Source organism: Azovibrio restrictus DSM 23866 (genome assembly GCF_000429665.1).
In the GTDB taxonomy this organism is placed as follows: domain Bacteria; phylum Pseudomonadota; class Gammaproteobacteria; order Burkholderiales; family Rhodocyclaceae; genus Azovibrio; species Azovibrio restrictus.
Genome location: NZ_AUCH01000002.1, coordinates 154,090 through 167,760 on the forward strand (window position 1 = coordinate 154,090; position 13,671 = coordinate 167,760).

7 protein-coding genes are annotated in these 13,671 nt (G+C 68.9%); 5 read left to right on the forward strand and 2 right to left on the reverse strand.

Going from position 1 to position 13,671, the window contains the following annotated elements; translation table 11 throughout:
* The first annotated feature begins 94 nt into the window (after positions 1–94).
* The 5 genes from G474_RS0102770 (at position 95) to G474_RS19265 (ending at position 8,833) form a co-directional block, all read left to right on the forward strand.
* Positions 95–3,766, forward strand: a complete 3,672-nt coding sequence (locus G474_RS0102770) for a DUF2339 domain-containing protein (protein ID WP_043462998.1) — start codon at positions 95–97, stop codon at positions 3,764–3,766.
* Positions 3,763–5,157, forward strand: coding sequence for a DUF3999 family protein (locus G474_RS0102775; RefSeq protein WP_026685643.1), 1,395 nt, complete (start codon positions 3,763–3,765; stop codon positions 5,155–5,157). Before G474_RS0102770 ends, G474_RS0102775 begins: the two co-directional genes overlap by 4 nt.
* A 145-nt stretch (positions 5,158–5,302) precedes the next feature.
* Positions 5,303–5,908 (forward strand): hypothetical protein, encoded by a 606-nt coding sequence (locus G474_RS0102780; RefSeq protein WP_026685644.1) that lies wholly within the window; start codon positions 5,303–5,305, stop codon positions 5,906–5,908.
* Positions 5,909–6,098: 190 nt separating this feature from the next.
* Entirely contained in the window at positions 6,099–7,124 is a 1,026-nt protein-coding gene (locus tag G474_RS0102785; RefSeq protein ID WP_156919126.1) for an extracellular solute-binding protein, read from the forward strand.
* Positions 7,124–8,833, forward strand: a complete 1,710-nt coding sequence (locus G474_RS19265; RefSeq protein WP_051281743.1) for a sensor domain-containing diguanylate cyclase — start codon at positions 7,124–7,126, stop codon at positions 8,831–8,833. The genes G474_RS0102785 and G474_RS19265 overlap by 1 nt, the downstream gene beginning before the upstream one ends.
* An 80-nt stretch (positions 8,834–8,913) precedes the next feature.
* Here G474_RS19265 and G474_RS19270 read toward each other — a convergent pair whose 3' ends face one another.
* Both G474_RS19270 and G474_RS24380 read right to left on the reverse strand, forming a co-directional pair.
* Positions 8,914–11,769, reverse strand: coding sequence for a M48 family metallopeptidase (locus G474_RS19270; RefSeq protein WP_084513535.1), 2,856 nt, complete (start codon positions 11,767–11,769; stop codon positions 8,914–8,916).
* A 96-nt stretch (positions 11,770–11,865) separates the two neighbouring features.
* Positions 11,866–13,668: a methyl-accepting chemotaxis protein gene (locus G474_RS24380; RefSeq protein WP_026685646.1), complete on the reverse strand. Its 1,803-nt coding sequence runs from the start codon at positions 13,666–13,668 to the stop codon at positions 11,866–11,868.
* Positions 13,669–13,671 lie beyond the last annotated feature (3 nt).

Sequence of the window (13,671 nt, forward strand, 5' to 3'; positions counted from 1 at the left end):
TCCCTGTGTTAACATGTCGGCCGGATAAATCCTGGCCGCTGTCGGCCCGGGCGATGAAAAGAACCTGCCCAGGGCAGGCAAGGGAGGACAGGCCATGTGGTTGGGCATCGTGATCGGACTCATGCTGGGGGCCCTGTTCGAGTCGTTTCAGGCGGCCATGGGCCTGGGCATTGCCGGGGCGGTGCTGGGCGCCCTCCTGACGGGGCGGAAAAAAGCGCAGCCGGATGACGAACGTCTGCAGGAACTGCGCCTCCAGATCAACAAGCTGTTCTTCGAGCTCAAGCAGACCAACTCGCGCCTGGAAAGCCTGGAGCAGCAGCTGGCCGGGAAAGCGGCGGTGGCCGATGCCGACGCCCGAGCCCCGTCAGCGGCAGCGCCGGAACAGCAGCAGGAGCCGGCCCCGGCACCCGCAGCGCCACCGGAATCGGCTCAGACCCTGCCGGCCCTGGAGGAGGAGCTGGAACGGCAGGCCCTGGCGGCAGCGCTTTCCTTCCCGGAGCGGAGCGGGCCGGTGTCTGTGGCAAGCCCGCCGGAAGCGGTGCCCGTCAGGCGTTCCCGGGAGGCGCCGGACGATTTCCTGACAGGGGCAGCGCCTGCCGCTGCGGCCACCCCGGCCCGTCCGCAGCCTGCTCCCCGCCCGGAATCGCCGCGCCGACCCGTGCGCCCAGCACCGCCCGCCGAACCCTCCTGGCTCTCGGCCTTTGTGGCCCGCTGGGTGATCGGCGGCAATCCCATCGTCAAGGTCGGGGTGTTGATCCTCTTCCTGGGCCTTGCCTTCCTGCTCCGCTATGTGGCGGAAAACACCACGGTTCCCATCGAGTTCCGCTACGCGGGGGTGGCCCTGGCCGGGATAGGCCTGCTCGTGACTGGCTGGCGCTGGCGCGGCAAAGCGGACAGCTACGGGCTGATCCTGCAGGGGGCCGGGATAGGGGTGCTGTACCTGACCACCCTGGCGAGCATGAAGCTGCATCCCCTGATTCCCCCCAGCCTGGGCTTTGCCGTGCTCATCGGCGTGGCGGTCTGCGCCGTGCTGCTGGCGGTGCTCCAGGATGCCCTGGCCCTGGCGGTGGTGGCTTCCCTGGGGGGCTTCGCGGCCCCGGTGCTGGCCTCCACGGGCAGTGAGCAGCATCTGGCCTTCTTCAGCTACCTGGCCCTGCTCAACCTGGGCATCGCTGCCATCGCCTGGTTCAAGGCCTGGCGCGTCCTCAACCTGCTCGGCTTCGTCTGCACCCTGTTCCTGGCCAGCAGCTGGGCTGACAAGTATTACCAGCCCACCCTGTTTTCCCTGGCCGAGCCCTTCCTGCTGTTCTTCTTCGTGCTCTACGTGCTGATCGCCTTCCTGTTTGCCCGGCGCACCCTGGGAGAGGCGGAACCGGAGGAGGTCAGCGGCTTTGCCGACCATGTGCGCCAGGCCCTGCCCCAGGTGGCCTATGTGGATGCGTCCCTGGTGTTCGGCGTACCGATGGCGGCCTTCGCCATGCAGTACCTGCTCACCCGGGAGTTCCAGTACGGTCCGGCCTTCAGCGCCCTGGGCTTCGGCTTCCTCTACATCTGCCTGGCCTTCCTGCTTTTTCGCCGTACCGGCATGCGCTACGCCCTGCTCAGCGAAACCATGATCGCCCTGGCGGTGATCTTCGGCAGTCTGGCCCTGCCCCTGGGCCTGGAAGGGGAGTGGACCAGCGCCGGCTGGGCCATCGAGGCGGCCGGCGTGTATTGGCTCGGGGTACGCCAGCAGCGGCTCCATGGGCGGCTGTTTGCCTTGCTGCTGCTGGCCGGTGCGGCCCTGTTCTTCCTCCTGGAGCTGCAGCCCGGCTTTGACAGGGTCCTGGCTGGTTCCCCCCTGGGGGCCCTGATCCTGGTCCTGGCCCTGGCCTGGACCTACCGCTTGCTGCGCCAGGCGCCGGCAGCCCTGCTGCAGGCCTTCGAGCCAGGCCTGGGGCCCTGGCTGGCGGGACTGGCTGGGCTCTTTGCCGGGCTGCTGCCGTTCCTGCTGTGGCCCATGAACTGGGCCGCCACGGCCCTGGCCCTGGTGGGGACTGTCCTGCTGTACCTGGCCCGGCGTCTGCCGGAGCGGTCCCTGGTCGGCCTGGGCAGCCTGCTGCAGCTGGCCGCTGGCGGCCTGTTTCTGAGCACCTTGCAGCGTTCCGGCGGGGGCAGCGTGCTGGCCGACGGCTGGTCTGGCCTGCTGGCCGCCGGGCTCATCGGTGGGGCCATGCTGGCTGGTGTGTTCGCCGCCCTGGGGGCCCTGCGCCAGGGCAGCCGGGCCGATGGCGAGGGCAGTGCCTTGCTCGCCCCGGTGCTGCTGGCGGGGCTGGCCTTCATCAACCTGACGCCCCTGTTCGTCCTGCCCTGGCGCCTGGCGGCCCTGGTCTGGCCCCTGACCGGCACCGTCCTGCTGGCCTGGGCCCTGCTGTCCGGACAGCGGCTGGTGCTGGCCTTCGCTCTGGTTCTGCAGTGCCTGGCCGGGCTGGTGGTGCTCTCCGGCCATGGGGCCTGGGGCTGGAGCGGGCTGGCCCAGGCCGGGGACCCGGCTTTTGGCCATGCGGGCTTCTGGGGCCCGCTGCTGATTGCCTTGGCGGCCCTGGTGGGGGCCCGCCTGTTGCAGCGCCCCGACACCCGCGAGGGGGAAACCCGCCTGGGCTGGGGCGCCCTGGTCTGGGCCGGCGCCTGGTGGGCCCTGGCCTGGAGCGACGAGCTGCTGCGCCTGCTGCAGCCGGTTCCCGCCAGCCTGGCCCTGGTGCTGGTGGCCCTGCTGACCGCCACTGGCGGGCAGGAACTGGCTCGTCGCCTGGACTGGCGCCAGGCCGGCCAGGCAACCTTGGCTTACCTGCCGGTGCTGGCTCTCCTGCTGGCACTGGAAATGGTGGCGGGGGCCGATCGTCCCATGACCGGCTGGGGGCTCCTGGTCTGGCCCCTGGCCCTGGCGGTGCATCTGCGCCTGCTGCGGGGCCAGGAAGACTGGCTGGAGCCCCGGGTGCAGTCCTGGACCCACGGGGCCGGGGCCTGGCTGTTCATCCTGCTGGCAACCCTGGAAACCCGGGAGCATCTGGCCGGGCTGGCGACGCAGCCGGCCTGGGCCTGGTTCAGCTGGCTGCCCCTGCCCCTGTTCTGTCTGTGGAGTCTGACCGACCCCCGCCTGATCCGGCGCTGGCCCTGGTGTGCCGCACCCCGGACCTACCAGCTGGCGGGGCTGGCGCCGGTGCTGGCCTGGCTCCTGGCCTGGTGCTGGCGGGGCCTGGCGCTGGCGGACGGGGCGGTGCTGCTGCCCTATGTGCCCCTCTTGAATCCCCTGGAGCTGGGCCAGATCGCCATCCTGCTCGGCATGTTCCGCTGGTGGCTGGCGGTCCGGACCCAGCCGCTCCTGCAGGGCAGCGCCCCGGCCCTGGCCGGCCTCCTGGGGGTGACGGCTTTCGCCCTGATCAGCAGCCTGGTGCTGCGCAGCTGCCACCAGTGGGGCCTGGTGCCCTGGGAGGCCGATGCCCTGGCCGCCTCCATGCTGGCCCAGGCCTCCCTGTCCATCGTCTGGAGCCTGCTGGCCATCGGCCTGATGCTGTTCGCCCACCGCCGGGCTCAGCGCTTCGTCTGGCTGCTGGGCGCGGCCCTGATGGCCGTGGTGGTGCTCAAGCTGTTCCTGGTGGAGCTGGCGGCCAGCGGCAGCCTGGAGCGCATCGTCTCCTTCATCGTCGTCGGCCTGCTGCTGCTCCTGGTCGGCTATTTCGCTCCGCTACCGCCCCGGCGCGACAGCGGGGCCGAGGTTCAGGCATGAAAGCCTTGCTTGCCCTGCTGCTTGGTTTGCTGGTGAGCGGGGCTCCGGCGGCGGAGCCCCGGCCCGGGGATGCGCTCCATCGGGCCGAGATCGTCACCACCGGAACCGGGCCTTTCCACCGGCTGCCCCTGCCGCTGACCGTGTACCAGGGGGCGGCCCGGGCCGATCTGGGGGATCTGCGGGTGCTCAATGCCCAGGGGGAGGTTCTGCCCCATGCCTGGTGGTGCCCGGAAGCGACCCGGGCCGAGCGGGTGCAGCAGAGTCAGGTACCGTTCTTTCCCCTGCCGCCGGCGGCAGAACCGGGAACCGGGGCCCTGGAGGTGTACGTCCGCCGCCAGGGGGACGGCACCCTGGTGGCCGTGCGCCCGGGGCGGGAGATGGCCCCGGTGCCGGGGACGGGGGGCCTCATCATCGATGCCACCCGCCTGCCCGGTGCCCAGTTCCTGCACCTCTCCGCAGCAGCCGGACCCCAGCCCTGGCATGCCTACACCCTGGAGAGCAGCGACGATCTGGAGCACTGGCTGATGCTCAAGGGCGATGCCCTGTTCGTGCAGCTGGAGCACCAGGGGCAGCAGCTGGAAAGCGCCGGCAGCCGCTGGAGCACCCCGGCGGGCCGTTACCTGCGGCTGCGCTGGCGCGATCCGGCCACGGCCCCCAGGGTGGAGGCGGTGAGCCTGGGGCGCAACAGCCAGGAAATCACCCCCCCGGAACCCCTCTGGTCGGCGCCCCTGGCGCCCCAGGACGAGGATGCCCAGGGCTTCGTCTATGAATTGCCCGCCCAGCTGCCCCTGGAGCAGCTGCGCATAGGTCTGCCCCAGCTCAACCTGCTCTTGCCCTACACCCTGCAACGGGAGCAGTGCCAGAGGCGGGAGCAGCGCCTCCGGCGTCAGCCGGCCTGTATCTGGCAGACCCTGGCCAGGGGGGTGGCCTACCGCCTCCAGTCCGGCGCCGGGGAGGTGGAGTCCGGTGCGCTGCAGCTGGACGGGACAGCCGGGGCGGGGCGCCTGCGCCTGCGGCTGGATGCCGCTGCCGGTCTGCTCGGCACGGCCAGGCCCACGCTGCAGATCGGCTTTGTGCCCCGGGAGCTGGTATTCCTGGCCCGGGGGGCGGCGCCCTACACCCTGACCTGGGGCGGCAGCGGCCTGCCCGCCGACCTGCCCCTGGGTACCCTGCAGCCCGGCCTGGCTCCTGGTCAGCCGCCCCTGGCGGCGCCCGCTTCCCTGGCGCTGACGGCGGCGGAGGCCAGCGGAACCCAGGCAGCGCCGCCCGGCGCCGCGTCCGAACCGTCCCCATGGCTGCTCCGGGGCGCTTTGCTGCTGGGGCTCCTGGTGCTGGGCCTGATGGTCCGGGCCCTGCTCCTGCAGATGCGCGGGGCCGGCGGGGCAAAGTAGCGCCTGCCCGGCCGGGCCCTGGCCGGCTGCGGAAATCCCGCCGGATTTAACCCCCTTGTAATATTGGGCGGTTAGCTTAAGCTTGAACTCGATTTGCTGCGCTGCAGCAGATTGCCGAGATCAATCTTAGGACGGGAGCCTAGCCATGTATCTTTCCTCTTCAGAAATCGCCCTGGGGCACCAGCACACCCTGAACAACTTCCAGACGGCTTCGGCGGCCTGCGTCAGCGCTTCCGAGCGCCTGACCGACCTGTTCATGCGCCTGAGCCGCAGCCAGCTCAACCACCTGGCCCGGCAGCAGCCCGGCCTGCCTTCCTCCGGTCTCTGGCTGAGCGGCATCCAGTCCCAGTCTGCGGTGCTGCTGGGGGAACTGCTGCACATCATCGGCGACACCCAGCAGACGGTGATCATTGCCGCTGCCGCCCAGACCCGGGTGCTGGACAACCTGCTGGTCACCACCCTGGAGCGGGCCCGCAACACCAGCCCGGTGGAAGTGCTGCCCGCCATCAGCAGCCTGAAGCAGAGCATCGAACAGACGGAACAGACCCTGAGCAGCTGGGCCGACGCTGCCCGCCAGTCGGTGGCCCTGCTGGAAAACCGCTTCGGCCAGCTGACCGGGACCCCCGGGGAAGAGGCGCCGGCCGCTGCCGAGGCCGCCGCCCCCGCCGGCGACGAAGCCGAAGCCGGGACCCCGGAAGCTCCGGCCGGCAAAGCCCGCAGTTCCAGGAGCGCTTCCCGCAATCTCCAGTAAGCGCCGGCTCCAGGCAGGGGAAGCGCCAGTTCCAAAAGGGGCTGCAGCGGTCACCCCTAGCCCTGGCAGCCCCCTGTCCGCCAGCACTGCCACTGGCTGCAGGGCTTGCAGCCTCTCTCAGTCTCTCCTTGGCCCCGGACCCTCCGCCGGGGTTTTTTTTTGGAGCGTCGGCGGGGGAAGTCCGTTTATCATGGGCCCCATGATGCGGTGCCTGCTGCTCTCCTTCCTGCTCCTTCTCAGCGGCCTGGTCCAGGCAGGCGAAGTCCTGCGGGTCCTGGCCTGGCCCGGTTACGCGGATGCGGATCTGGTGCGCCAGTTTGAGGCGCGCCACCGGGTCCGGGTCGATGTCATCACCGTGGATTCCGACGACGAGCTGTGGCGGCGCATGCGCGCCAACGAAGGCCGGGACATCGACGTCTTCGCCGTCAATACCGCCGAACTGCAACGCTACATCAACGAGGGCATCGCCCTGGCCCTGGACCCGGCCCGGATTCCCCGCATCCAGTTCCAGCAGCCGGCCTTCCGGGATGCGGCGGCGATCCCCGGCCTGACCCGGGGCGGCCGGGTGTATGGGGTGCCCTATGCCCATGCCTCCATGGGGCTGATCTACAACCGCAAGCTGGTCTCGACGCCGCCGGATTCCATCAACGCCCTCTGGGACCCCCGCTACCGGGGCCAGGTGCTGGCCTTCGACGGCAGCAGCCACAACTTCTCCCTGGCCGCCATGGCCCTGGGCAAGCCGCCCTTCAAGCTGGCGGCCGGCGACTGGCGCCCGGTCCTGGAAAAGCTCATCGGCCTGCGCCGCAATGTGCTGACCTTCTACGCCCAGCCCGAAGAGGCGGTGGAGCTGTTCCGCAGCAATGCCGTGGCCCTGGTGTTCGCCAACTATGGCAGTCAGCAGGTGCGCGCCCTGGAGGATGCCGGGGCCGACATCGCTTACGTGATTCCCCGGGAAGGGGCCCTGGCCTGGCTGGATTGCTGGGTGATCAACAGCGCCAGCCTGCGGCGCAAGCTGGCCGAGGCCTGGATCGATTTCAGCCTGGAAGCGCCCATGAGCCGGGCCCTCACCGAGCGGCACGGGCTGGCCAATACCCTGGACCCGGATAAGGGGGAGCCCGGTGGCGGGCTCATCTGGCTGCAGCCCGTGGAAGACGTGGAGCGGCGGACCCGGCTGTGGGAGAAGATCCGGGCCGGCGACCGGCTGGAGCGCTTCTGATGCAGATCGGCATCGCTCCCCGCCTGGCCCTGGTGCTGGCTGTGTTTGCCGTCCTGGCCTCGGGGCTGACCGGCTACTACGCCTATGACACCAGCCGGCGCCTGCTAGTGGAGCGGGCCGAGAAGAACCTGCTCACCGCCACCCAGGTGCTGGGCCAGCGCCTGGTGGTGGCCCTGGGCAATGCCGCCAAGGATGCCCGCCTGCTGGCCAGTCAGGCGGGCCGGGAGAGCGGCGGCGAGGAGGTCCTGGCCCGTGCCGCCCTGGCCCTGCTGCAGGTGCATCCCGAGTATTTCCAGGTGCGCCTCATCGACGGGCGCCAGCATGGCCTGGAGCGGCTGCGCCTGGATCGGGACGGTCAGCGCATCACCCGGGTCCAGGGCCTGGAGCTGCAGGAAAAGGCGCATCAGCTCTACGTCTCCCAGACCCTGCGGCTGACCCCCGGGCAGGTGTATCTGTCGCGCATCTTCATCAACCGGGAGACCGGCGCCCACGCCGGCTTCGAGCGGCCCACCCTGATCGTGGCGACGCCGGTGCCCCTGGCCGACGGGGTCAGCCACAGCGGCCGGCTGGCGGTGATCAACATTGACCTGGAAACCCTGTTCCGGGACATGCGCATGGAACTGCCCGGGGACCTGAAGGTGTATCTGACCAACGAGTGGGGGGATTTCCTCATCCATCCGGACCCGACCCAGACCTTTGGTTTCGACCAGGGGCGGCGGGTGCTGCTCCAGGATCATTTTCCCGATGCCCGGCCCATCGTGGCCGGGGAAATGGACAGTGTCGTGGTCAGCAGCGGAGAAGGGGCCCAGGGGGGGCTGGTGGCCGCCTTCCACCGGGTCCAGCCGCCGGATTTCGCCAGCCAGCGCTTCTTCATCATGGGTCTGGCCGAGCCTCTGGACTACGTGCTGCGGGAAGCCCGGCTGCTGGCCGACAACATGTGGCGCATCGTCCTGAGCTTCAGCTTCCTGGCCCTGCTGCTGGCCTGGCTGGTATCCCGGGCCGTGACCCGGCCCCTGGAGCAGATCCTCCTGGCAGTGCGCCGCTTCGCCGCCGGGGACAGCGGCGGCAGTGCCCCCCTGCCGGTGCAGCGGCGGGACGAGGTGGGCCTCCTGGCCCGGGGGATGGAGGACATGCAGAGCCAGATCCGCAGCCAGGTGGAGGCCCTGGAGGAAAGCCGTCAGGCCATGGCGCACCTGGCCCACCACGACGCCCTCACCGGCCTGCCCAACCGGGTGACCTTCTTCGACCGGCTCGAGCATGCCATGGCCCAGGCCCGGCGCCAGGGGCGCAAGCTGGCGGTGCTGTTCCTGGACCTGGACCATTTCAAGGAAGTGAATGACCAGTACGGGCACCAGGTGGGGGATCAGCTGCTCCAGGCCGTGGCGCGCCGGATCCAGACCGGGGTGCGGGAGAGCGACACGGCGGCGCGGCTCTCGGGGGACGAATTCGTGGTGCTCCTGAATCCCGTGCATAACGGGGAGGAAGCCCGGCTGGTGGCGGAAAAACTGCTGCAGCGCTTCCGCGAGCTGCTGGAGCTGGAGGAGCTGGCCCTGCCGGTCCAGGTCAGCATCGGCATCAGCCTGTTCCCGGACCACGGCGTTTCTGCCCAGGCCCTGGTGGATGCGGCGGACGGGGCCATGTACCGGAGCAAGAACGCCGGGCGGGACACCTGTTCCATGGCCGAGCCCGCCTCCCCGCCGGCGGCTTAGACGCGCGCGCCGGGCTGCCTGGAGCCCGGGGCGTAAGGCCGGGCAGGGCCTGCCTCCAGTACGCCTTTTCTCCGTTTGGCTCAGTGCTGCAGCTGTGCGGCCAGTCGTTGCCAGGTCGGCGTACCGGGCGCGGCCGCGCTATCCCAGCGGGCATGGGCCTGGATCATTGCGGCTCGGGCCTGATCGCTGCGCAGGATGCTCAGCATCTGTTCGGGGCTCGTTTCGGGGCCCACGCCGGACAGGACCGAGCGTACCGCACCGGAGCCCTTGGTGCTGACCGATGCGGGCGGTTTGTCGAAGTAGATGTCCGTATGGGCGGTGCTCCAGCGGGGAGCATCCAGACGGACGGGTTCGCGTTCCGCATAGTTGCCGTAAACCGCATACCACTCGATCAGGGGACTGCCCGAGGCGATGTTGTAGATATAGTGCTTGCGGCGGCCTTCCAGAACCGGTTCGAATTGCTCCACCAGCGTGCCGTCCAGGGTGTGCGCCTCGATCCGGGGTGCCGTGCCGAGGGCGAGCTCCGCATGGTGAGCGGCATAGGGGGCGATGGTGGCGACCGGGGTGCCATCCAGGCTCACCTGCATGGCCTGGCTGAAACCGTTGTAGATGGATACGGGGGTACTCAGGGTTCTCATGCTGCTGAAACCCAGCACGCTGCCGACGATGGTAACGGCCACCACCAGCCGGGCGGTGGCGGGCAGCCAGCCGTCGGCGATCTGGAAGCGATCCCACAGCCCCAGCTTCTTCTGGCGTTTGCGTTCCGTCCCCGTGAGCAGCCGGGTGTATTTTTGCGGTGCCCGGCTGGGGCTGGGGGCCGCGTCCAGGGGCAGGCCTTCGCTGAGATGGCGGGCGATCTGTTGTTCGGTGCGCAGCAGCTCTTCCAGACAGATGCCACAGAGGGCTGACAGGGGCGCGGTCATCGAGGCCACCCAGCCGTTGATGGCGTTCATCCAGTCGTTGATGTTGCTCTTGTCCGCCTCGGGCAGCGTGAACTCCCCCAGGGCTTCGCTCAGGGTCTCCACTTCCATATGCTGCTGCAGGGCCGGGGACAGAACGACGCCCCGGGCCGATTGGTAGATGTCCACCATGACTTCATGGAGCTCGTTGGCCGTCTTCAATAGCCGCTTGAGTTCCCGGGCACTGACCTTGCCATCGGCGGTGACCACGGCCACCACATTGGCCAGCAGGCCATTGGCGTCCTCCAGGTTGGCAAGGCTGTGTTCGGCGTAGTGCTGCAGCTGGATGAGTCCGATGAGATAGTCCCGCCAGGCAGGGGAAACCTGTTCCGCCGCAGCCAGGTGCGTGGCCCGGCAGCGGCGGTCGTGGGCCAGGATGCGCCCGTTGATGCGGGTGATGTCGGCTTTGACCTTGTCGATGGCTCCGGGCAGCTCCCGGCGGCGGATGGTCCTGCCCCGGAAGGTGAGCTGTTTGCCGCTCGTTTTCAGGACGCCCGCCTGCAGACCCTCAAGCAGCGCCAGTTCCTCGTTCAACTCGTTGAGTTGCTGCAGATCGATGCCGAGCTGCCGGGGGTACAGGGCCTGCAGGGCTTCCAGCAGGCTGCCCTGGGACAGGGTGTCCTGGTACAGCTCGGCGGGGTCCTGGGCATGGCGCGTCATCATCCGCCCCAGGTAGGCACCCCGGTAGCGGGTTTCGTATCGGGTACGGGCATAGTCCGCATCCAGCCGGGCCAGCGTCTCCTCCAGGCTGCTGGGGCTGGCTTCCACGTGGCCCATGAGATGTTCGTTGATGCGCTGCCGGACCGCTTGCGGATCGTCAAACAGCAGCCAGGCGCTGCGTGAATCGTGGGGGGCCGCCAGGTAGTGCTGCTTGGCATTCTGTTCCCTGTCGGCATTGGCCGGATGGGTGGACCACATCTGCGGCGGCTGGGCGAACAGGTTCTTGAAAATCCGCTGCTCCTTGCCGCTGTTGCGGGGCATGCGGCCGTAGTCCGGTTTGTCGAGGATTTCCCCCAGCCGTTCGATGATCCGGGTCTGTACTGCAAACAGGTCGGCCGGCTTTTTCTGCTCGGCCAGCATCCTGTTGGCAAACTGGACGCTGCGCTCCCAGGCGTCGTCCGCGGCCTGGAGCTTGTGCAGGGCGTGGATCAGCTCGTCGCTGCCGGTCAGCGAAACCGCCACCAGGTCGGCCTGGAATTCCATCTGCCGGGACAGGGCGCGCTGGGCCAGCACCACGCCGGAGAACACCGTATCCATCAGGGAACGGATGGACCAGACAATCAGCGACAACAGCCAGCCTATCCAGGCGACGCGCAGGTCGAAGTGGGACAGGCCGGCCAGGAACTTGTCCAGGGCATCACGTTTGGCAATGACATGGCCTGCGATCTGCTGGGCGATATAAACCCAGGTGCCGATGGCCATGGAACGCTGGGCAAAGTGGCCGAACTCGTGGGCGAGCACGGCCTTCAATTCGCTCAGGGTGAGACAGTTCACCAGGGGCAGGCCGATTTCCAGGTTTTTCCTGGAGGGGAACAGCAGGTTGAGAATGGACAGGTCGTAGAACACCGAGGCATTGACCCGGGGGGAGAGGAAAACCCGGTGCGGCCTGGGAGCTCCCGCCTCATCGGCCAGCCGGTTGAGGAAGGCGAATACCTGCGGGTGATCGGCCGCCTTGATCTCCAGGTCCTTGCTGTCGCCGCCTTTCTGGACGAAGAACACGGCCTTGAGCATGAAGATGGCCAGAAAAGCGGCGCAGCAGCCGAGCAGGCCGTGCAGCAGCGGATCGTCAATGCCGGCAGCCACTTCGCTCAGGGTGCTATAGGCGACCCAGGCAAACCAGCCCGTCAAGGCCAGGTAGAGGGCCACGAACAGCAGCAGGCTCAGCACCGCCAGCCAGGCGTTGCGTTTGTACTGGCTGGTGGCCTGTATCAGCGTGGGAGGGACGTCAGTGGGGCCGGAGGGGTAGATGTCTTCCATGGAGGGTCCGTGTCATGGCTGGGGAAATTGATGTCCGGCATATTCTATATGCATGGTCAATCTTCCTGGGGCTCATGACAGGCCCGGGCGATCCGTTCAAGCGGTGCGCAGGTGCCGCACCGCGCCTTCCAGCTCCCGGGCCAGGCCCTGGATGTCGCGCACGGTGAGGCCCGAGCGCTCCAGGGCCTGGTGGGTCTGTTCCACCATCAGGGCCACTTCCTGGACATTGCGGGCGATTTCGTTGGCCGCGTCGGTCTGGGCGCTGGTGGCGTCCACGATTTCCCCCACGTGTTTCCGGGATTCGCTCACTTCCGCGTGGATGCTGGAGAGGGCCTGGGACAGCTGATCCACCACCTGCACCCCCTGGTCCACCTGCAGGCTGCTCTTGCGGATGTCTTCCACCACCGACTGGATTTCCCGCTGGATGGCGGTGATGGTCAGGCCGATCTCGGTGGTGGATTGGCCGGTCCGGTCGGCCAGTTTCCGGACCTCGTCGGCCACCACGGCAAAGCCGCGCCCCTGTTCCCCGGCCCGGGCCGCCTCGATGGCGGCGTTCAGGGCAAGCAGGTTGGTCTGGTCGGCGATTTCCTTGATCACGGCGACGATGCGGCCCACCTCCTGGGAACGGGCTTCCAGTTCCCCCACCATCCGGGCGGAGCTGCGGATGGCTGCCACCGCCCCGTGCATTTCCCCGGCGGCGCTCACGGCCAGGGCCTGGCCCTCCCGGGAGCGTTCCCCGGCCCGCTCGGCGATGCTGGCGGTCTCCTGGGCGTGGGCGCTGATCTCGTGGATGCTGACGGTGAGTTCCTGGACGGCGGCCGAGGTCTGCTGGGTGGCATCGGTCTGGCTGCTGGAGGCCCGGGTGATGCGCTCGCTTTCCCCGGCCAGATCGTCCGTATGCCGTGCCAGGGTCTGGCTGGCTTCCCGGGTGTGGCGGATGAGCTGGCCGAAGCCGCTGGCCATCTGGTTGAAGGCGGCGGCGGTGGCGCCGATTTCGTCGCTGGAGCAGATTTCCGCCTGGCGCGTCAGGTCGCCGCCGGCCATGGCATGGGTGCTCGCCTGAAGGGCGCGGATGCTGCGCAGGATGGCCATGTAGGCGCCCACCAGCAGCCAGCCGAGCAGGAGCAGCACCAGCCCCAGGGTGCCGATGCTGGCGCCCAGCTTGCCCTGGGCCGTGGCGTGGCGGGCTGCCAGGGAGCGGCGGATTTCCGGCTCCAGGGCCCGGGCCAGCTGCAGGACCGCATCCAGAACGCCGTTGCCCTGGGCCTGGAAGGCCGCCGGCTCCAGGTCGAAATCGCTGGTGTTGATGACCTTGGTGACCAGCTGTTCCTGGAAGCTCAGCAGCTGGGCGTTCAACTGGTTGTAGGCCGGCTCCAGGCGGCCCCGGGCCTCCGGGTCCAGGGTGTAGGCGGCTTCCAGGTCGGTGGCGATCCAGTCCATCAGGGTCACGAAGCCGGCCTGGGCGATGCCCAGCTTCTCCCGCTGGGACAGGGGCAGGCGCTGGTTGGCGATGGCCTTGGCGCCCATGTCCCGGGCCGGGGCCAGTTCCTTCTGCAGTTCCGGCAGCTTGGCCGTGAGGATGCCGATCAGGGTATGGGCCAGGGGGTCGTCGTCCCGCTGCAGGCCGTGCAGGCTGACCTGGGCCCGGAAGGTTTCCAGCACTTCCTGGGGATTGCCCTCCTGATCCTGGGCCCGGCGCAGCTGTTCCAGGTCCGGCAGGACCCGGGCCAGCCCCGCCAGCTCCGTTTCCAGGACCTGGGCATCGCGGCGGATTTCCGTCACCAGGACCAGGGTGATGAGGACCAGGGGCAGGGTGGCCAGAAGCGCCAGGAGCAGCAGTTTGGCCCGGTAGTCGAGCCGGTTGACCAGGAGGACGGCGGGCAGGAACAGGATTTTCATGGT